Source organism: Acinetobacter sp. T63 (assembly GCF_053852345.1).
The window spans coordinates 1363404-1383220 of record NZ_CM132659.1 but is presented as its reverse complement, the minus strand read 5'-3'; the positions used below and the strand labels follow the sequence as shown (position 1 = coordinate 1383220).

Sequence of the window (19817 nt, the reverse complement as noted above, 5' to 3'; positions counted from 1 at the left end):
AACTGACTCAAAAACGCCATCATCAAGATGGCGTTTCCATTTCAGTTGCAGGAAATTTTATCTGATGAATGAAATTGAAACCGCTTTAAGCCAAATTGATCACTTTCAGTTTGTGCATGAACACCTGTACACATCCGGCCAGCCGAATGTGGAACAGTTACGTCAGATTAAAGAATATGGCATTACCACTGTGGTTAATGTCGCACTGAGTGATGCCGAGCAGCATCTAGCCAATGAAGATAAAATCTGTCTGGAACTGGGCCTGAACTATGTACAACTGCCCATCTCTTGGGAAACTCCATCTGACGCCCAATGTCTGCTGGTTTTAGACCTGATTGATCATCTGGTGCAGGATCAGATGGTGTGGTTGCATTGCGGCACCAATCAGCATGTCAGCAGCCTGATGTATTTATATCGTCAGTATTATATGAATATGGACATGCCTACCGCGCAGGAAATGTTGCACCAGATCTGGGAGCCGAATGAAACCTGGACCGGTCTGATTCACGCTGTTGCCTTACAACTTCAGGGCCGTAAAGCAACCCAAGAACTGCAAATTTCCTTAATGAAAACCGATCACTTTGCGTGACAAATTAACACCGTAGCTGTAGCCAGAATTCCTTCCTGACGGCCGGTAAAGCCTAATTTTTCCGTGGTGGTGGCTTTAATGCTGATTTGAGTCACATCCACATCCAGCACATCGGCAATACTCTGGCGCATTTCCAGATTGTGCTTGGCCAGTTTCGGGCGTTCACAGGCCACGGTAATGTCGGCATTATTCAATAGATAACCGCGGTCTAAAATCAGCTGATAAACATGCTTCAGCAACACCCGGCTGTCAGCGCCCTTAAATTCAGGATCGGTGTCGGGAAAATGCTGTCCAATATCGCCCAGTGCCAATGCACCCAATAAGGCATCGCATAGCGCATGTAAAATCACATCCCCATCTGAGTGGGCTTTCAGAGCATGGGTATGTGGAATTTTAACCCCAGCCAATGTCACAAAATCGCCTTCTTCAAAGGCATGTACGTCTATTCCCTGCCCAATTCGTATTTGTGCAACCATATTCAACTCCTTCAGAAATAAACGATTGAAATCTTGTATTCACAGTTTCTCTTTCGCTATAGTTAGCTTACGCAAGCTAATGAAAGTATAAGCGATCATGCTGTTGAAAACCGAGATGAATCTTATAAAAATCATTGGAACCCTGTTGTTTTTGGGCGCCGCGGGCACCCCGCTGTCGCATGCACAGAAAATCAATTGCGAGCAGGCCAACACGCCTGCTTTCAATAAAATCTGCCATGCCGATTTACAGGAGATTCGTGAGCAGCTCAATGATCAGTTTCTGACGGCTTTTCTGGTGACCGATGCCCCGCTGCGTATTCTGCAAGATACCCATCAGCTCTGGTTTAAACGTGCGCAGCAGTGTAAAACGACCGAGTGTTTTAAACAGCAGTTTGAAGCGCGTCTGGATCAGTTAAATTTCTTTAGCTCGATGAACCAGAGCATGACCCAGCATTATCTGAAATTTGAACAGGGACAACTGGCCAAGCAGCCGGTACATTTGCAGATTCATCAACTAAATAAAGACAGTATTAAAATTGAAGGTGTGGCCTATCGCAGTCCAAACAACAAGCTAGACACCCAAACCATTTCCTTACTGGCCTATACCTCACCGCAGCAAAAGCAGCATATTATTGACAATGAACATGACTGCAATTACCAGCTCGACTTTCAGAAGGCTTATCTGGCGGTGCGTACTGAACAAAAAGGCTGCGAGCGTTTTAGTGGTATTTATCGACTCTATGATTAAAACCTGACAGCGCTTTACATCACCCACCACAAAATCAATGGCAAACTGAACGCCGCACACACAGTCTGCAGGCTAATCACACTGGCCATCAGCTGGCTATCTCCCCCCAAAACTTTGGTCAGAATATAAGCCGATGAGGCCGTCGGTAAGGCAAAAAACATCACCAGAATCTGGGTATGCAGGGCCGGCAGATTCAATGCCAGACAGGTCGCCAACGCAATCATCGGCATCAACAGCAAGCGTCCAAAAGTGTTTAATAACAAGGTCCGCAGATCTTTACGCAGCCCCTGAAACTGTAATGCTGCACCAATACACATCAAGCCCAATGGCAAACTGGAAATGGCAATCTGTTTTAAATAATTTTCAAAGCCAATCCATAAGCGTAAATTCAGCAGATTAAACACCCCGCCTGCAATACAGCCTAAAATTAAGGGATTTTTCAATAATGATAACAGGATGGATTGCAAGCGCATCCCTTCTGAATTGGTCAGGGCCAAAACCGAAAGCACATTGACCAGAGGAATGCAAAACACCAGCAGAATAGCAAACAGCGCCATACCCTGCTGATAAAACAAAGACGCCGACAGCGCCAGACCGATATAGGTATTAAAACGCACCATGCCCTGCATATACACGCCAAAACGTGCCGCTGCAGTGCCATACAGCGCCTTGAGGATATATAACAGACAAACCGCAATCAGCAGGGTCAGACCCGCTCCCAGCATCATGTGGCGAATTTCGCTGGCCTGAATTTCGGCATGCGCCAGGCCCAAAAACAGCATCACCGGGAACAGCAGATAGTAGTTGAGCTTTTCTGCACCGTGCCAGAATTTATCTTCTAAAAACCTAAAGCGCTTGAGTACATAGCCCAACGCAATCAGAAAGATTAAAGGAAATAGCGCAACCAGAATTATATTTGCCATCGTTTATCCATACATATCGCGGTCTGCCCAGGACGGCAGCATCTCAATCCATTTTTTTAATGGCAGTTCAAAATCTTAAAGCAAAAAGATATTTTATTTAAAGCCTGAGTATAAGCCAAATAGCCCGTTGAATTGACAGCGATTTGCTTCATTTTGATGGATTTATTTTGCCAGAACCCGGCAGATGATCAGCATCTCTCCTAAAGCCCTGTTACTTTAAAACAGAGCTTAACTGAATGTTCTCATTACCCGGTCACCGGATAATGCTGCGCAATTTCCTGACTAATCATCAATGCTGTCGCCGCAGATAAGGTCCAGCCCAGATGCCCATGGCCAGTATTATAAAATACCCGTGGATGCTGGCCCTGCCGAATCACCGGCATCATATTTGGCATCATCGGACGTAAACCTGCCCACGGCACCACGCTTTCGGTTGAAATATCAAAATTCCGCTGCACCCAGCGCACCAGTGGCTGAATCCGGTCATGGCGAATATCGCGATTATAACCATTAAATTCGGCCGTTCCGGCAATCCGCAGCCGATCTATGCCTAAACGTGAGGTCACAATTTTGGCACTTTCATCTAGCAGACTGACCCAAGGTGCCTGCTTTTGGCTCTGTTCATCCTGTAAATTGACGGTAATGGAATAGCCTTTGACCGGATAAATATTGACCCGATCACCTACCTGTCGCGCCAATTGATAACTACTCACACCGCCGCAAATCAGCACGGCATCGGCATGTAAGGTTTCTACCATCGGCTGATCTGCCAGAGGATCTTCAATGGCTGGCCGATAACTCAGCTGTACCTGCTGGGCGTTTAGCTGAATATCATGAACATCCCGGCCAAAAATATAACGTACACCCTGCTGCATGGTGACTTGAGCCAGCCCCACCGTGAATTTATGAATATCGCCGGTGGCATCTCCCGGGCAATAAAAACCCGCATAATACTGTCCGGTTAAACTTGGTTCAATCTGGCGGATTTCATCCAGACTGACCTGATAACGCTCCAGCCCGCCCTGACAGAGCAAATCATTGACCCGAATTGCAAAGTCAAAATCCGCTTTATTATGATAAAAATGCAAAATTCCACGTTTTTCCAAATTGAAATCAATCTGTTCCTGTTCTGCAATTTCAAATAAACGTTTGCGTGCCAGAAGTGCCAGGCGCACTGTTTCCTGGGTATTGTGTTCATAATGGCGAATATTGCTTAAGAACTCGATCAGCCAGCCATACTTATGCAGATCAAATGCAGGATTTAATAAGAGCGGCGCCGACTTTTGCGACATCCATTTTAGGCCTTTCAGTACAGTGGCTTTCTGATTCCAGACTTCTGCATTACTGGCTGATAACTGGCCACCATTGGCATACGATGTTTCCATCGCCGGGTATAAATGCCGGTCAATCACCGTGACTTGATAGCCCAAACGCATCAGCTCATAGGCTGAAGTGACCCCGGTAATTCCTGCACCAATGACAACAACATGCGGCATAAAACGCTCCTTGGAACAGCTGTTCCAGACGTGATGCCCCATCTGTCAGGGTACCTGAGAGCTTCGATTGAACTGATGTTCAGCCCAACCATCCCCTTCGGTGAGCACGATACGTGCTTCTCTCCAGATTTTTGAATTATTACGGTCCTTTTGCCTGAGAGTTTCCGGGGTCGTTGCTCCTTCGGCGAGCACCAAGTGCCGCTCTCCCGCAATAATTTTTATTGTATAGCTTGAATATGAGCAAAATCCGGGCCAAGCACGAGTAGAAATTTGTATCTGATGTTCAAGAAACCTCAAAATCTGGATATAAAAAAACTGCCCCAATTGGAGCAGTTTTTTGAATCAGCTTCAAACAGCGTGTTAGCGTACAATCCCGCGTTTAGACTGTTCTAGTGAATCAATTAAACGCTGTGCTTCCGGCACTTCTGGCAGAATCTCTGCACGGATTTTCTGAATGGCTTCTTCAGTGGTTAATCCTGATTTGTAAATCAGTTTAAAGGCGTCCCGTAATCCTTGAATCACATTTTTCGACCAGCCTTTACGACGCATACCTTCAATATTCATAGCAAAAGCATGCGCAGGATTACCCGAAACCATCACATAGGCCGGTACATCTTTCAGAATTAAAGATGCGCCACCAATCATACTGTAAGAGTCAATTTTACAGAACTGATGAATACCCGAGTTTCCACCCACCACTACATAATCACCGACATGCACGTGCCCTGCGACACCGACATTATTGGCAAAAATATTGTGATCACCCACGATACAGTCGTGAGCAATATGCGTATTGACCATCAACAGGTTGTGGCTACCAATTTTAGTGATGCCTTTGTCCTGAACCGTCCCGCGATGTAAGCTGGAATGTTCACGAATCAGGTTATAGTCACCAATTTCCAGCCAAGTTTCTTCACCCTGATATTTCAGGTCCTGACAGACTTCGCCAACACTTGCGAACTGGAAAATCTCATTATGCTCACCAATACGGGTATAGCCACCCACCACCACGTGTGAATGCAGCTTTGTACCCGCACCAATGCTGACATTCGGACCAATAATACTATAAGGTCCAATTTGCACATCAGGCGCAATGACTGCAGAGGAGTCAATTATAGCGGTGGGGTGAATGAGGGGGTTATTGCTCATGCTTGCTCTGTTTTCTGATGCGAAATCATAATTTCCGCGGTTGCTGCAACAATGCCATCGACCGTGGCGATACAATTATATTTGTAAATACCACGTTTCTGCATTACTAATTCAGATTTTAATACAAGTTGGTCGCCTGCAACCACTTGTTTTTTAAATCTAACTTTTTCGGCACCGGCAAATAGGAATAATGCACCCGCAGTCGGTTTCTGATTATTCATAATAAAGCCAAGCACGCCTGAAACCTGTGCCAGCGCTTCTACAATCAACACCCCTGGCATAATTGGATATTCAGGGAAATGTCCTTGTAAAAACTCTTCATTAATCGAAACGTTCTTATAACCCACAATCCCATTGTCAGTTACATCAACGATTCGATCTACCAATAAGAATGGATAACGATGTGGCAAATATTCACGGATGGTTTGAATATGCATTGGCAATTCAGGTTTCGTAAATGTTGGGGTATTCGACTCAGTCATCATAATTATTTACGCAATTTTAAAGTTGATTCAAGGGACTCAATTTGAGTCTGCATATGATCGAGTCTTTTCTGCAATTGGGTCAATGGCACATCTGCTAATTGTCTAAAGCGAATCACCGCGCGTTTCCATTGCGCATTTGGTAATGCACCGGTGCCCGAAGAATAGGTTCCTGGTTCAGAAATACTCTTTGTGACCATTGACATTCCGGTTAAAGTCACGTTGTCAGCAATAGAAAGATGACCAGAGACCCCACACGCACCTGCCAGAATACAGTTTTTGCCAATGATGGTACTGCCGGCAATACCGCATTTTGCAGCGATAGCAGTATTGGCCCCCACTTTCACGTTATGGGCGATTTGCACAAGGTTATCAATTATGACACCATGTTCCAAAATTGTGTCATCCAGCGCACCGCGGTCAATACTACAATTCGAACCAATTCGTACATCATTACCAATCTGTACTGAACCTAACTGTGCAATACGGTGCCATTTGCCCTGATACGGAGCAAAACCAAAGCCTTCACTCCCGATCACGGTATTGGCATGTATGCGGACCCGATCAGCAATTTTGGCTTCGCCGGTAATGGTGACATGCGAATCAATAAAACATTCTTTACCAATTTCAACAAAATCATCAATTTTGCTGTGTGACTGGATAATGGTTTTATCACCCACCACACAATTTTCACCCACCACCACATAATGGCCAATATAAGCACTTTCAGAAATGATCGCTGAGGGATGAATTTTTGCGGTACTTTCAATACCCGTTTGGGTGTGCTTACGCTCAAAGACATGGGTTAAAATTGCAAACGCCAAATAGGGATTTGCCACCACAATAAAGTTCTGATGCGTATCAAGCTGCTGCTGTAACTCGGGCGTGACAATTAAAGCACCCGCTTTAGATACTTTTGCCTGCTCCACATACTTGTCAGCATTGACAAAAGCAATGTGCTGCGGTTTAGCAAGCTCCAGGCTCGCTAAACCCTGGAGACCTAAATCGGCCTGACCGACCAGCTCGCCCTGGACCAGACGAGCAAGTTCTTCTAAGCGATAATGTTGATAACTCATTGATTACTTGATTGCATTAACCTTTTGAATCATTTTATCAGTTAAATCATACTTAGGGTCATAGGCAAGTGCTGAGTTTTTGTTCAAAACCACATCTAAATTATTTTCTTTACGCAATTGTTCTGCTGCCTGCTTGATGCGCTGCTCAAAACTGTCATTCATTTCTTGCAGATCAGCCTGCACTTTGGTCTGCAAACTTTGCTGTAAAGTATTAAATTCTTTTAACTTGGCCTGATACTGCGCCGATAATTTCTGCTTATCGGCTTCAGATAAATTTGCTGACTGCTGGGCACGTTGCTGTAATGTTTCCAGCTCTTTACCCAGCTGTTCAAGTTTAGTGGTTTGAGGTTTAAGCGATTGTTGCAATGCACTATTTTGCTGTTTTAAATAGCTGCTGCTTTCAACCACACGCTCTAAGCTGACCACACCATAACCTGCCGCCTGTGCCGCTGCGGCACAGGACAGTGTAAAACCTAAAACAGCCAGTTGTATCTTCTTCATCTTGATCTATCCCTATTTCAAGCATCCATGAACAGACCGTACTTAGAACGTACGGCCGATTTCAAACTGGATATTCTTGGTTTCATCACCTGGTTTTTCATTCAGCGGATATGCATAACTTAAGGACAATGGGCCAATCATGGTAATCCAGGTAAAGCCGACACCGACGCTATAACGCATATTGCCAAAGTCAAAGCCATAATTGTCTTTACAATATTGACGTTCTTCTGCCATATTAGGAACATCACATTGGGTATCAAAGACTTGCGCACCCTCAGCAAAAAGCACCGGACGAACCTGACGCGCCCAATCGCCTTTAAATGGTACCGGTAAAGCCAGTTCAGTACCAAACTGTACTAAAGCATTACCACCCACTTCTTCTGGAGATGGATCTCTTTGATTAGTTTCATCAAAGTATACGCCATCATATTTTGGACCAAGCGTACTGTTGTCATAACCACGTACCGAGCCATAACCACCGGCATAGAAGTTCTTATAGAATGGTAAATCATTACCATAGCCCACTTTACCATAGCCACGCAGCACAAAATCTTTACCCAGCGGATAATAGGCCTGCGCATCATAGGTGACTTTTTGATATTCCACATCACTGCCCGGTAAGGCGATTTCAGCATTCACCCGATGTGACATCCCCGTCGTTGGGAAAATCGGACGGTTAAGAGTATTATATGACCAGCCCAAGTTCAAATTATAAGTTAAGAAATCACCCTTAAACTCATTAAAAAATTCCTGAGGTGCAGTACATTCACGATTTTCTTCATCCCATGAACCCTCTGGACAGAAGGTATCCGTACGCCCTGTTGCTTTACCACCCTTGGCAAGTAGATAATCACGAACATAAGTCGATACATAAGGACCGGTTGTCACTTCTGTCTGATCAATATTTAAGCCCGCACTAATGCTCTGGTTTTCATCAATTGGATAACCAAAGTTAATCCCGCCACCAAAACTGTCGGTCACATAGTTGTTAACGTTATAGTCATCATCCAGTTTGGTTTTACGGTAGTACATATTATAACCGCGACGCACACCATCAATGGTAAAGTACGGATCGGTTACGCTTAGGTTATAGTAGTCCTGTGTTTCAGAACGCGACAAGTCAATCGACACGGCATTACCGGTACCCAGGAAGTTGGTCTGGCTTAAACCGGCCTGGAAAGTTACACCGCCACTTTGCGAGAAACCCACCGCCAAGGTACTGGTACCAGAATGCTGTTCTTCCACCGCAACGTTAAGATCAACCTGATCCGGTACATTCGGAACACGCACCGGTTTAATATCCACGGTTTTAAAGAAACCAGTACGTTCTAAACGGACTTTAGACAGATCAATTTTTTCGTTACTGGCCAATGCACCTTCCATCTGGCGCATTTCACGACGTAGCACTTCATCGGCAGTTTTGGTGTTACCACTGAAGTTAATGCGGCGTACTGTGACTTGCTGACCCGGGTTGATGTAATAGTTCAGATCAACCTGTTTGGTTTCTTCATTAATTTGCGGTACCACATTTACTTCTGCATAGTAATAACCCGCATTACCATACTTGCGAAGCAGCAGCTGTTTAACCGCATTGACCTTTTCTTGCGAATAGGTTTCACCATCTTTATAGATTTGCAGCGCTTTTAATTCTTCTGGTGCATATAAAGCATCACCCAGGAATTTGGTTTGACCAAATTTGAACTGCTCACCTTCATCAATCGACACTTCAATGAAGATGTGCTGCTTGTCTTCACTTAAGTTCAGGCTCGAATTATTGATATTAAAGTTGATATAACCACGGTTTAAATACAGCGCACGTAAAGCTTCCAAGCTTGCTGCCATTTTTTCACGCGCATAACGGTCGTTACGTGAAATCACAGACGCCCAGCCACTTTCCTTAACTGCAAAGGCCTGTTTAATTTCACTGTCTTTAAAGACGGTATTGCCAATGATATTAATATCAAAAACTTTGGCCGCTTTACCTTCAATAAACTCGATGGTCAGGTCGACGCGGTTATTCGGACGTGCTGTGGTAATGACTTTGACATCGGCATCATAACGGCCTTGCTGCATGTATTGCTGTTCAAGTTCCGATTCTAGTGTTTGCAAAGCAGACTTTTTCAGCACTTCACCTTCAGCCACGCCCATTTTCTTTAAGCCTTCTTCAAGGGCTTCTTTTGGAATTAATTTATTGCCTTTAAATTCGACTGTTGAAATGATCGGACGTTCTACCACCTGAAACACCAAGGTATCACCTTGCTGGGCAGCTTTAATATCATCGAATAAACCTGTGGCATACAGGCTGCGAATTGCATTTGCAATGGTGGCATCGTTGACACGATCACCACTATTTACAGGAATCATTCCATAAACATTGGCTGGCGTTAAACGAACAAGTCCGTCAATTTGTATATCTCTTACGATAAATTCATCTGCTGCATATACTTGTTGTACTGCTGCCATAGCACTAACCAGTGCCAGAGGCATAAATAAATGTGTGTGCTGCATGCCAGTCTTTTCCAATGTTAAATTTATTGCCTATCCACGTTGTTATAAACGCATAAAATCATTAAATAATGCCAGAAGCATCATGCTACCGAGCAATACCATACCAATTTTTAAACCAACTAATTGTATTTGTTCAGAAACAGGTTTACCACGAATTAGTTCTATAAAATAATAAACCAAATGTCCACCATCCAGCATTGGAATTGGCAGTAAATTTAGAATACCCAAGCTTACACTCATTAGGGCCATAAACGAAATAAAAGTTTGCCAGCCCATTTCAGCGCTTTGTCCTGCCACCTTGGCAATGGTAATCGGGCCAGACAGGTTATCTAAACCAATCAGACCACGCACCATTTTGACGATGGAGTTCAAAATCATCGAGGAAATTTGACCGGTTTTATCGACCGCCATCATTAAGGCTTCTGTAGGACTATATTGAATGGTTTGTTTATATTCTTCAGGAATTGTTATTTTTCCCGGGTCACTTTGTACACCTAACATACCGGTGGTGTTGCCCATATTGTCGCGTTTGGCCTGCGGCATAATTTCCAGCTGTACCCGCTGATCTTGACGCAACACGTCAATCTTCAACAGTTTCTCTGGCGATGCCTGTACCACTTGTACCACATCGTACCAGTCTTTCATGCCAACACCGTCAATCGCTAAAATCTGGTCACCTTCTTTCATCCCTTGACGAATGGCAGCGCCATCTTCACTCAGTTTGCTGACCACTGCTGGAATATTCGGACGATATGGCGTAAAGCCCAGCACCTCAAGTGGTGACTGAGATTGATCTTTCAAGAAATCTTGAATCGGTAATTGAAAGTTTTGTGGCTGACCATCGCGGTTGGCCTGAATATGAATGGTACCTGTTTCACCGGCACGATCCACCAGCGCAAAATTCAGTTTTTCCCAGGTGCTAACCTGGGTACCATCGACTGCGGTAATCCGGTCACCCGGCTGCATATTCACTTCAGCCGCAGGCGTTTGTGGCAAGACTTTCCCAACACGGGTATTCAGCTGTTCCTGAGACGGTAAAAACAGAATCCAGAACAGTACAATCGCAAAAACCAGATTAATTAAAGGACCTGCCGCGACAATCGCGATCCGTTTCCACGGATGCTGACGGTTAAAAGCAAAAGGCAGATCTTCTTCTGCCACATTGCCCTCACGTTCATCCAGCATTTTGACATAGCCGCCCAAAGGCAAAGCCGAGAGCTGATATTGAATACCGGATTTCTTCGAGGTCCATTTCAGCACTGTCGGGCCAAAACCAATAGAATAAACCAGGACTTTGACCCCCAGTTTGCGTGCAACAAAGTAGTGCCCAAATTCATGAATTGCAATTAACGGCCCCAACAAAAGAATGGCCGCAACAATAATAAATAAGGCACTCATGTCTTAGCTTCCTGTCTGAATCACACACTGCTGTGCAAAAGCACGGGCATTCTGGTCTGCCTGAAGAATGGTTTCAATTGAATCTGCGGCGCGATTGGCCAGATGATTCAGGGTCTGTTCAACAATTTCTGGAATCTGGGTAAACCCAAGCTGGTTTTGCAAGAAAGATGCCACTGCAATTTCATTGGCCGCATTTAGCAAGGTCGGTGCAATACCACCTGCCTGCATGGCCTGACGTGCCAGCTTTAAGGCCGGGAAACGCGTGGTGTCCGGTGCCTGAAAATTCAGCTGTGAATGGATAAATAAATCCAGCGGCGGAACATGCGTCTGCAGACGTTCCGGCCAGGCCAACGCATGCGCAATTGGCGTACACATATCCGGATTACCCATTTGCGCCAAAGTTGTTCCATCGACATATTGAACCATGGAGTGAATAATACTCTGTGGATGCACCACCACTGTAACAAATTGTTCTTTTACTGCGAACAAATGGCAGGCTTCAATCAGCTCCAGACCCTTGTTCATCAGGGTGGCGGAATCGACGGAAATTTTTTGACCCATAGACCAATTGGGATGTTTACAGGCTTGCGCCGGGGTCACACTGTGTAACTGTTCCAGACTATGATTTAAAAATGGCCCACCCGATGCGGTCAGCAGAATCTGCTGCACACCCAGTTTTGGTTGACCATTACGCTCGACCTCAAAATAGTTTTGCGGCAGGCACTGGAAAATTGCATTGTGTTCGGAATCGACCGGCAATAATAAAGCGCCATGATCACGCGCTGCCTGCATCATCAGGTCACCGGACATCACCAGGGCTTCTTTATTGGCCAGTAGCACGCGCTTACCGGCCTGCACTGCGGCCAACGTTGGCATTAAACCTGCGGCACCAACAATTGCCGCCATCACCACATCCACTTCAGGATGTGAAGCCACAGCTATTAAACCAGCTTCATCACAGAGGATTTCAATATCGGCAAGATTGACCTGCTGTAACAGCTGTCTTAAGGAATCGACCTGTGCAGCAGGTACCACGGCCACTTTGGGATGAAACTGTTTGCATATTTCAACCAGCTCAGCAATACGACTGTGAGCCGTTACGGCATATACCGAATATTTTTCAGGATGTTGTTGCAGTATTTTTAAGGTGCTTTGACCAATTGAACCTGTAACACCCAATATACAAACAGCTTGTAACATCTATAAATCTACGCCAATAAGTTTCAGTACATACATGCTTGCAGCAAAGATTGGAGCCGCTGCGAGCAAGGAGTCAATGCGGTCCAGCACTCCACCATGTCCTGGCAGAATACGACCAGAGTCTTTAATTCCGGCACGGCGTTTGATCATGGATTCAAACAGATCGCCCAGTACCGAACTAAACACGGTTATCATGGACAGAATCAGGAATAAAATATGTTGGGTCAGGCTTAAGTCCAGATAGACAATTTCTACAAACAGCACAATCAGGATGGCGGTAAACACGCCACCATATAAACCTTCCACCGATTTGTTTGGACTGACATGTGGTGCCAGTTTCTTTTTACCAAACTTGCGTCCGACAAAATAAGCGCCAGAATCTGCACCCCAAACCAGTAGGAACAGATACATCAGCCACCACGGTGAATGGGTCCAGACCACATAAATCGCAGTCACGGCGGCAGAAATCAGCACAAAGCCAATAAAGTTCAGGCTTGGATTGTACCAGCCATCATATTCAGGATAGGATTTCACCCAATACAGGCTGAGCAGCCAGGTTAAAATCGAGGCTGACCACAGCAATAACGCAATATCACTAAAATATAAAGCAAGCGCGGAAAGAGCGGCGGTCACCAGACCATAACCCCAAGCCATGGGCTTGATGACATATTTTGTTGTTCTTGGCATGAGTTTGAACCACTCATAGCCCGCAACCCCTGCTGCAAAAATCATCAGCACAAACATTGGATAATGGGACTGAGTTGCAAACATACAGCTCAGCACCACAGCGACCAATACCAATGCGGTAATTATCCGCTCTAACATGTATTAATTCTCAAGTTTCTCTTGTTGGATTTGCTCTGAAGTTTTTCCAAAGCGACGTTCGCGTCCTGCAAACACATGAAACGCATCATCCAGCTCTTCCACACTAAACTCAGGCCACAAGGTCGGAGTAAAGTACAGTTCGGCATACGCGGCCTGCCAAAGCAAGAAATTGGACAGCCGATAATCACCACCCGTACGAATCAACAGGTCCACAGGCGGTAAATCACCCAGGCACACATATTGACCGAACAGCGTGCTATCAATCTGTTCCAGCGCGACTTTATTGGCCAGCACATCAGCCGCAATCTGTTTGGCTGCTTCTGCCATATCCCACATGCCACCATAACTGATGGCAATGGTTAAAGTCATGCTACTGAACTTAGCAGTCCTTTGTTCAGCATGCAACATCAAGTCACGAAGATGTGGGGATAAACGGCTGCGATCGCCAATAAAACGCAAGGCAATCTGGTATTTTTCCATGCGCGGCATTTGCTCATGAATCGTGTCTTCCAGCAATTGCATGAGTAAATCAACTTCATATTGCGGACGATTCCAGTTTTCACTTGAAAATGCAAAAACGGTGAGTGCCTGGATGTGTTTGCTGCGACAATAGTCAACAATCGGATCTAGAATATTTTTACCTTCACGGTGACCGTCGCCTTTTTGCAATTGATTTTTCTTGGCAAAACGGTTGTTGCCATCCATGATGATGGCAACATGTTTTGGAAGCGTCTGACAGTCTTCAGATGTGGTCATTGACAATTAGACCTTCATCAACTCAGCTTCTTTAGCAGCCAAACGCTTGTCGACTTCAGCAACATATTTATCGGTGATTTTCTGGATATCATCGCCTGCACGACGTTCATCATCTTCAGAAATTTCTTTTTCTTTCAACAATGCTTTGATATCGCCTAAGACATCACGACGGATGTTACGAATCGCTACTTTGGCATTTTCCGCTTCAGAACGTGCAACTTTCTGCATGTCTTTACGGGTTTCTTCAGTTAAAGCTGGTAGCGGCACACGAATCGAGTCAGCAGTAATCGGGTTCAGACCGAGGTCAGATTCACGAATCGCCTTGTCAATTGCAGACACCATAGTACGTTCAAATGGCTGTACGATAAGAGTACGTGAATCTTCAACACCCACGTTCGCCACCTGGTTTAACGGCACATCTGAGCCATAGTAAGGAACCATCACACCGTTCAAGATTGATGGATGGGCACGGCCGGTACGAACTTTGGCAAAACCTTGCTCCAAAGACTCCAGAGTCTTTTGCATACGCTGTTCGCTGTCTTTTTTAAGATCGTTAATCATATGATCTTCCTTACTTAATTCTTAAAGATGTAATTACTAAAATAGCGTGTAGTATAAAGAGCTTTCAGGCCCACGTACATTAGTTCGTAACGTGAGTTCCTTCTTTTTCACCCATAACCACTGAAAGTAAAGCGCCGGCTTTATTCATATCGAATACCTGTAACGGTACATTGTGGTCACGGCATAAGCAGATTGCGGTTAAATCCATCACGCCGAGCTTTTCATCTAACACCTGATCGAACGTCAGGGTGTCATATTTCACCGCATCTTCGTATTTGCTTGGATCTTTATTATAAACGCCATCTACCTTGGTGGCTTTCAGAATCAGATTGGCTTCAATTTCAATACCACGCAAGCAGGCAGCTGTATCTGTGGTAAAGAACGGGTTACCTGTACCGGCAACGAATACGCACACTTCACCTTGGGTTAAGTGGCGAATTGCATCACGGCTTGAATAAGATTCTACAACGGTACCAATTGGCAGTGCTGAAAGCAGACGTGTTTTAATGTTACGGCGTACTAAAGCATCACGCATGGCCAGACCGTTCATCACAGTCGCCAGCATACCCATCTGGTCACCAGTCACACGACCGACCAGACCGTCTTTTTGTAACTGGCTGCCACGGTACAGGTTACCGCCACCAACCACAATGCCGACCTGCACACCCAGACCGACCAGGTGTGCAATTGCCAAAGACATCTGATCAAGGATTTGGGCATCAATCCCCATATCCTTGTTACCCGCCAGTGCCTCGCCTGAAAGCTTCAGCAGAATACGTTCATAACGTGGCTTTTTAGAATCCAACATCATCAAACTCCAAAGTATTTAATTTAAATTTTTTCTGTATATCAGTACTTAAGCAGATTTGATCGCAATCAGCTTGGCAAATAAATCGTATTCATCTGCATCGGTAATTTCGACTTCAAGCAAATCGCCTGCTTTAATTTTTGACTTGTCGATATCTTCAACAAACACGTTACCATCAATTTCAGGTGCATCTGCATAAGAACGCGCAACGGCAACCGGGAATTCTTCTTCCAGATCATCCACCAGCACAGTCATGGTCTGACCAATGCGTTTTTGCAGTTTTGCAGCTGAAATTTCCTGCTGTACCTGCATGAAACGTTCATAACGTTCCTGCTTGATTTCTTCCGGCACATGATCTGGTAGATCATTCGCAGTTGCACCTTCTACTGGTGAATAGGTGAAGCAACCGACACGATCCAGCTGCGCTTCTTTCAACCAGTCCAGTAACATCTGGAAGTCTTCTTCGGTTTCACCCGGGAAGCCAACCACGAAGGTGGAACGAATCACCAGATCCGGACATTTTTCACGCCATACATTTAAGCGCTCTAGTGTATTTTCACTGTGCGCCGGACGTTTCATCAGTTTCAGGATTTTCGGACTGGCATGCTGGAATGGAATATCCAGATACGGCAAGATTTTACCTTGCGCCATCAGGTCAATCACAGCATCGACGTGCGGATAAGGATAGACATAATGCAAACGGACCCAGATACCCAACTGGCCCAGGGCTTCACACATGTCATAGAATTTGGTTTTAACCGGCTGGCCGTTCCAGAAATCTAGCTTGTATTTGGTATCCACACCATAAGCTGAAGTATCTTGAGAAATGACCAGAACTTCTTTTACACCAGCACGTTTCAGCGCTGCGGCTTCTTCCAGAACAGAACCGACCGGACGGGAAACTAAATCACCACGCATGCTCGGGATGATACAAAAAGTACAACGGTGGTTACAGCCTTCTGATATTTTCAGGTAAGCATAATGTTTCGGGGTTAAACGGATCCCCTGTTCTGGCACCAGATCAATAAACGGATTGTGCTTTGGTGGCTCCGGCACATACTGATGCACGGCATCCATAACTTCTTCATAGGCTGCTGCACCAGTCACTTTTAAGACATTCGGATGCATTTGACGAATCTTGTCTTCGTCTTTACCTAAACAGCCAGTCACAATGACGCGACCATTGGCATTCATGGCTTCGCCAATGGCGTCTAAAGACTCTTGTACTGCAGATTCAATAAAACCACAGGTGTTAACCACGACTAAATCAGCACCGTCATAATCCGATGCGACATCATAACCTTCAGTCTTTAACTGAGTTAAAATTCGTTCAGAATCTACCAATGCCTTAGGACAACCTAAAGAAACAAAACCGACTTTGGGGGACTTCATGAATCTGCGCTCCACTAGAATGCGCGTATTGTATGACTTTTCTGGCCATAAAAATAGAGAAATAGCCCACTCTTTGCATAATGCACCAAAATACAACCACTAAAGCGAGCTTATACACAATATTGCACCATTTTGATTCACTTTTGGTTTACAGCACTGGCGTTATCCGCTATACCTGAATCAACCCGTCCATTTCAGCGCATTTTTCTCATAAATTGGCTTGATTTACAGGAATTTGAACAAAGTTGGCGTGCATTTTGCTTAATTTGCATCATTAACGTTCTTAATTCAGAAACCTATTGCTTTATGAAGATGCCATTGCGCTATTTTAATACAGGATGCCACCGCTAATGGATCAAAGCCCGGCTATCGACTATCGCCTTTTAGTGGACAATTTGACCACTGCCATTTTACTGGTTGACAGCAACCTGAATATTTTTTACCTCAATTCATCTTGTGAGGCGCTGTTTGATATCAGTTTATTACGTGCTGCCGGACAGCCGGTAATGAATTTACTGCATCTCCCGACCGATGAATTTAATACCTACGAAGCACTACAGAATACTTTAAGCACCGGACAGCCTTATACCCGCCGTGAAGCTACCATTAATGTCAACTTTAAAGACATTCATGTCGATTACACCGCTTCGCAGCTGAATGCGGGCAAAAGCTATCATCCTTTATTGCTGATTGAACTGAATCCGATTGACCGGATGCTGAAAATTTCCAAAGAAGAAAACCTGATTCAGCAGCATCAGGTCGCGCGGCAACTGGTGCGCGGCGTGGCGCATGAAATTAAAAATCCACTGGCCGGGATTCGCGGTGCAACCCAGCTACTGGCACGCAGTCTGAATGACTCTCAATATGCCGAGTTTACCGACATTATTATTAATGAAGTCGATCGGCTCAGAAATCTGGCTGACACCATGCTGGGTTCACGTCAGTTACCGAGTTACGAACTGGTCAATATCCATGAACCACTGGAACGCGTGCGCTCGCTAATTGCCAACCAGACCAAGAAAAAAGTCAAAATCATCCGGGATTATGACCTGTCGTTACCGGAAGTGATGGCGGATCGTGACCAGCTGATTCAGGTCATGCTGAATATTAGCGTCAATGCGGTACAGGCCATGATGGAAAACAAGGAGTTCTTTGTAGAACATCAGCCCGAACTGATTTTAAGAACTCGTATTCAGCGCCTGGTCACCATTAATGGCGTGATTCATCGCTCGGTGGTACGGGTCGATATTGAAGACAACGGCCCCGGTGTGCCGGAAGAAATTATTGAATCGGTGTTCTATCCGCTGGTTACGGCACGCGCCAAAGGCACCGGACTGGGCCTGAGCATCGCACAGAATATTATGCATCAACACAACGGAATGATTGAGTGCCAATCTGTTCCAGGAAAAACAATATTTAGCTTATATATACCTTGGGAGTCTAACCATGTCGCGAAATAAAATTTGGGTAATTGATGATGATCGTGCCATGCGCTGGGTACTGGAAAAAACCTTCAAGGAAGAGGGCTTTGACGTCACCAGTTTTGAAGAAGCCCAATCTGCTCTGGAGCAACTGGGTGTCGATGCACCGGATGTAATCCTGACCGATATCCGTATGCCGGGTATTGATGGCCTGACCTTCCTCGGTAAAGTCAAAGCCAGCTATCCAGATTTACCGGTGATTATCATGACTGCACATTCGGATCTGGAATCTGCAGTGTCGAGCTATCAAACTGGTGCCTTTGAATATTTGCCAAAACCGTTTGATATTGATGAAGCGCTGGCGCTGGTGAATCGTGCCATTTTGCATATCACCAAATTACAGCAACAGGAATCAGCCAAAACCGCACAGCCCATTCAGTCGACCGAAATTATTGGTGAATCACCGGCAATGCAGGAAGTATTCCGTGCCATTGGCCGTTTATCACAATCGCATATTACCGTACTGATTAATGGTGAATCGGGTACCGGTAAAGAACTGGTGGCACATGCCCTGCATCGCCATTCACCGCGTAGCAGCAAACCGTTTATTGCGCTCAACATGGCCGCCATTCCGAAAGACCTGATTGAAACCGAATTATTTGGTCATGAAAAAGGTGCCTTTACCGGCGCCAACACCCAGCGTCAGGGCCGTTTTGAACAGGCCAATGGCGGCACCTTGTTCCTGGATGAAATTGGTGATATGCCGTTTGAAACCCAGACCCGTTTATTACGTGTTTTAGCCGATGGTGAATTCTACCGTGTCGGTGGCCATATTCCGGTGAAGGTAGATGTGCGTATTGTTGCAGCAACGCACCAAGACCTGGAAAAGCTGGTACACGAAGGCCGTTTCCGTGAAGACTTGTATCACCGTCTGAACGTGATCCGGATTCATATTCCAAAACTGGCGCATCGCAGTGAAGATATTCCAATGCTGGCGCAGCACTTCCTGGCGCGTGCCGGTAAAGAGTTAGGCGTGAGTCCGAAAATCTTGCGTCCGGAAACCCAGGAATATATGCAGCAATTACCTTGGCAAGGGAACGTGCGTCAACTGGAAAACACCTGCCGCTGGTTAACCGTCATGATTACCGGCCGTGAAGTCTATCCGGAAGATTTACCTTCGGAACTGAAACAGATTCCAATTGAAAAATCAGGCGATGTACCGTCCAATCTGCATTTAGACCGCGTCTCGATCCATCACTGGGATGAGCTGCTGGGTCAATGGGCCGTACAGAAACTGAAAAACGGCGAAATGAAAATTCTGGACATCGCCACACCGATGTTTGAACGCACCCTGATTAATGCCGCGCTGCAACAGACCCGTGGCCGCAAACGCCATGCCGCTGAACTGCTGGGCTGGGGACGTAATACCCTGACCCGCAAGCTGAAAGAACTGGGCATGGACAGTGCTGATGATGATGTCGAGGAAGAAATTGAAGGCTAAACCAGCC

19 protein-coding genes and 1 riboswitch are annotated in these 19817 nt (G+C 45.4%); of the genes, 4 read left to right on the top strand and 15 right to left on the bottom strand.

What is annotated here, in order from left to right; genetic code table 11:
* The first annotated feature begins 64 nt into the window (after window positions 1-64).
* Window positions 65-589, top strand: a complete 525-nt coding sequence (locus ACVLR6_RS06735; RefSeq protein ID WP_455996101.1) for a protein tyrosine phosphatase family protein — start codon at window positions 65-67, stop codon at window positions 587-589.
* Here ACVLR6_RS06735 and ispF read toward each other — a convergent pair.
* A complete protein-coding gene (gene ispF, locus ACVLR6_RS06730; RefSeq protein ID WP_005177629.1) occupies window positions 577-1065 on the bottom strand; it encodes a 2-C-methyl-D-erythritol 2,4-cyclodiphosphate synthase in 489 nt (162 codons plus the stop codon). The two genes, ACVLR6_RS06735 and ispF, sit on opposite strands and share 13 nt — an antisense overlap.
* Window positions 1066-1162: 97 nt before the next feature.
* On the opposite strand from ispF, the gene ACVLR6_RS06725 reads away from it, so the two are divergent.
* Window positions 1163-1813: an A1S_1983 family putative colistin resistance protein gene (locus ACVLR6_RS06725; protein ID WP_005177627.1), complete on the top strand. Its 651-nt coding sequence runs from the start codon at window positions 1163-1165 to the stop codon at window positions 1811-1813.
* A 14-nt stretch (window positions 1814-1827) separates the two neighbouring features.
* Here the strand turns inward: ACVLR6_RS06725 and ACVLR6_RS06720 are convergent, their stop codons facing one another.
* The 14 genes from ACVLR6_RS06720 to rimO all read right to left on the bottom strand — a co-directional run bounded on the left by ACVLR6_RS06720 (window position 1828) and on the right by rimO (window position 16888).
* On the bottom strand, window positions 1828-2736 hold the full coding sequence (locus ACVLR6_RS06720; protein ID WP_104488970.1) for an AEC family transporter: 909 nt from the start codon (window positions 2734-2736) through the stop codon (window positions 1828-1830).
* A 245-nt stretch (window positions 2737-2981) separates the two neighbouring features.
* Window positions 2982-4232, bottom strand: a complete 1251-nt coding sequence (locus ACVLR6_RS06715) for a D-amino acid dehydrogenase (RefSeq protein ID WP_455996099.1) — start codon at window positions 4230-4232, stop codon at window positions 2982-2984.
* A 132-nt stretch (window positions 4233-4364) separates the two neighbouring features.
* Window positions 4365-4451: riboswitch (glycine riboswitch) on the bottom strand.
* Window positions 4452-4592: 141 nt separating this feature from the next.
* Window positions 4593-5381: an acyl-ACP--UDP-N-acetylglucosamine O-acyltransferase gene (lpxA, locus tag ACVLR6_RS06710; protein ID WP_016658197.1), complete on the bottom strand. Its 789-nt coding sequence runs from the start codon at window positions 5379-5381 to the stop codon at window positions 4593-4595.
* Window positions 5378-5863 carry a 3-hydroxyacyl-ACP dehydratase FabZ gene (gene fabZ, locus ACVLR6_RS06705; protein WP_087662207.1) on the bottom strand — a complete coding sequence of 162 codons (486 nt, stop codon included), beginning with the start codon at window positions 5861-5863 and terminating at the stop codon, window positions 5378-5380. The genes lpxA and fabZ overlap by 4 nt, the downstream gene beginning before the upstream one ends.
* A gap of 5 nt (window positions 5864-5868) precedes the next feature.
* Window positions 5869-6939, bottom strand: coding sequence for a UDP-3-O-(3-hydroxymyristoyl)glucosamine N-acyltransferase (lpxD, locus tag ACVLR6_RS06700; RefSeq protein WP_423561925.1), 1071 nt, complete (start codon window positions 6937-6939; stop codon window positions 5869-5871).
* 3 nt (window positions 6940-6942) lie between these two features.
* A complete protein-coding gene (locus ACVLR6_RS06695) occupies window positions 6943-7440 on the bottom strand; it encodes an OmpH family outer membrane protein (RefSeq protein WP_455996097.1) in 498 nt (165 codons plus the stop codon).
* A gap of 42 nt (window positions 7441-7482) precedes the next feature.
* Window positions 7483-9948, bottom strand: a complete 2466-nt coding sequence (bamA, locus tag ACVLR6_RS06690) for an outer membrane protein assembly factor BamA (protein ID WP_455996095.1) — start codon at window positions 9946-9948, stop codon at window positions 7483-7485.
* Between the two features lie 42 nt (window positions 9949-9990).
* Window positions 9991-11346, bottom strand: a complete 1356-nt coding sequence (gene rseP / locus ACVLR6_RS06685) for an RIP metalloprotease RseP (protein WP_180083835.1) — start codon at window positions 11344-11346, stop codon at window positions 9991-9993.
* A 3-nt stretch (window positions 11347-11349) separates the two neighbouring features.
* The gene (gene ispC, locus ACVLR6_RS06680) at window positions 11350-12546 is read right to left on the bottom strand and encodes a 1-deoxy-D-xylulose-5-phosphate reductoisomerase (RefSeq protein WP_455996093.1); all 1197 of its coding nucleotides are present in this window, start codon (window positions 12544-12546) and stop codon (window positions 11350-11352) included.
* Window positions 12547-13371 carry a phosphatidate cytidylyltransferase gene (locus ACVLR6_RS06675; RefSeq protein WP_016658203.1) on the bottom strand — a complete coding sequence of 275 codons (825 nt, stop codon included), beginning with the start codon at window positions 13369-13371 and terminating at the stop codon, window positions 12547-12549. It abuts the gene before it with no gap.
* A 3-nt stretch (window positions 13372-13374) separates the two neighbouring features.
* Window positions 13375-14127 (bottom strand): polyprenyl diphosphate synthase, encoded by a 753-nt coding sequence (gene uppS, locus ACVLR6_RS06670; protein ID WP_005177599.1) that lies wholly within the window; start codon window positions 14125-14127, stop codon window positions 13375-13377.
* Between the two features lie 6 nt (window positions 14128-14133).
* The gene (gene frr / locus ACVLR6_RS06665; RefSeq protein WP_005177597.1) at window positions 14134-14688 is read right to left on the bottom strand and encodes a ribosome recycling factor; all 555 of its coding nucleotides are present in this window, start codon (window positions 14686-14688) and stop codon (window positions 14134-14136) included.
* A gap of 79 nt (window positions 14689-14767) precedes the next feature.
* Entirely contained in the window at window positions 14768-15496 is a 729-nt protein-coding gene (pyrH, locus tag ACVLR6_RS06660; RefSeq protein ID WP_005177594.1) for a UMP kinase, read from the bottom strand.
* A gap of 48 nt (window positions 15497-15544) precedes the next feature.
* Entirely contained in the window at window positions 15545-16888 is a 1344-nt protein-coding gene (gene rimO / locus ACVLR6_RS06655; RefSeq protein WP_005177586.1) for a 30S ribosomal protein S12 methylthiotransferase RimO, read from the bottom strand.
* A 350-nt stretch (window positions 16889-17238) separates the two neighbouring features.
* On the opposite strand from rimO, the gene glnL reads away from it, so the two are divergent.
* Window positions 17239-18348 carry a nitrogen regulation protein NR(II) gene (glnL, locus tag ACVLR6_RS06650; protein ID WP_005177582.1) on the top strand — a complete coding sequence of 370 codons (1110 nt, stop codon included), beginning with the start codon at window positions 17239-17241 and terminating at the stop codon, window positions 18346-18348.
* Window positions 18335-19810: a nitrogen regulation protein NR(I) gene (glnG, locus tag ACVLR6_RS06645; RefSeq protein ID WP_005177581.1), complete on the top strand. Its 1476-nt coding sequence runs from the start codon at window positions 18335-18337 to the stop codon at window positions 19808-19810. Before glnL ends, glnG begins: the two co-directional genes overlap by 14 nt.
* Window positions 19811-19817 lie beyond the last annotated feature (7 nt).

Bases quoted from the DNA above. Each gene is read 5' to 3' on its own strand.
- ACVLR6_RS06675 (WP_016658203.1), bottom strand. From the start codon at position 13,371: ATGTTAGAGCGGATAATTACCGCATTGGTATTGGTCGCTGTGGTGCTG.
- glnL (WP_005177582.1), top strand. From the start codon at position 17,239: ATGGATCAAAGCCCGGCTATCGACTATCGCCTTTTAGTGGACAATTTG.
- rseP (WP_180083835.1), bottom strand. From the start codon at position 11,346: ATGAGTGCCTTATTTATTATTGTTGCGGCCATTCTTTTGTTGGGGCCG.
- ACVLR6_RS06725 (WP_005177627.1), top strand. From the start codon at position 1,163: ATGCTGTTGAAAACCGAGATGAATCTTATAAAAATCATTGGAACCCTG.
- ispC (WP_455996093.1), bottom strand. From the start codon at position 12,546: ATGTTACAAGCTGTTTGTATATTGGGTGTTACAGGTTCAATTGGTCAA.
- fabZ (WP_087662207.1), bottom strand. From the start codon at position 5,863: ATGACTGAGTCGAATACCCCAACATTTACGAAACCTGAATTGCCAATG.
- glnG (WP_005177581.1), top strand. From the start codon at position 18,335: ATGTCGCGAAATAAAATTTGGGTAATTGATGATGATCGTGCCATGCGC.
- ACVLR6_RS06715 (WP_455996099.1), bottom strand. From the start codon at position 4,232: ATGCCGCATGTTGTTGTCATTGGTGCAGGAATTACCGGGGTCACTTCA.
- lpxA (WP_016658197.1), bottom strand. From the start codon at position 5,381: ATGAGCAATAACCCCCTCATTCACCCCACCGCTATAATTGACTCCTCT.
- lpxD (WP_423561925.1), bottom strand. From the start codon at position 6,939: ATGAGTTATCAACATTATCGCTTAGAAGAACTTGCTCGTCTGGTCCAG.
- ACVLR6_RS06695 (WP_455996097.1), bottom strand. From the start codon at position 7,440: ATGAAGAAGATACAACTGGCTGTTTTAGGTTTTACACTGTCCTGTGCC.
- ACVLR6_RS06720 (WP_104488970.1), bottom strand. From the start codon at position 2,736: ATGGCAAATATAATTCTGGTTGCGCTATTTCCTTTAATCTTTCTGATT.
- frr (WP_005177597.1), bottom strand. From the start codon at position 14,688: ATGATTAACGATCTTAAAAAAGACAGCGAACAGCGTATGCAAAAGACT.
- ACVLR6_RS06735 (WP_455996101.1), top strand. From the start codon at position 65: ATGAATGAAATTGAAACCGCTTTAAGCCAAATTGATCACTTTCAGTTT.
- bamA (WP_455996095.1), bottom strand. From the start codon at position 9,948: ATGCAGCACACACATTTATTTATGCCTCTGGCACTGGTTAGTGCTATG.
- rimO (WP_005177586.1), bottom strand. From the start codon at position 16,888: ATGAAGTCCCCCAAAGTCGGTTTTGTTTCTTTAGGTTGTCCTAAGGCA.
- uppS (WP_005177599.1), bottom strand. From the start codon at position 14,127: ATGACCACATCTGAAGACTGTCAGACGCTTCCAAAACATGTTGCCATC.
- ispF (WP_005177629.1), bottom strand. From the start codon at position 1,065: ATGGTTGCACAAATACGAATTGGGCAGGGAATAGACGTACATGCCTTT.
- pyrH (WP_005177594.1), bottom strand. From the start codon at position 15,496: ATGTTGGATTCTAAAAAGCCACGTTATGAACGTATTCTGCTGAAGCTT.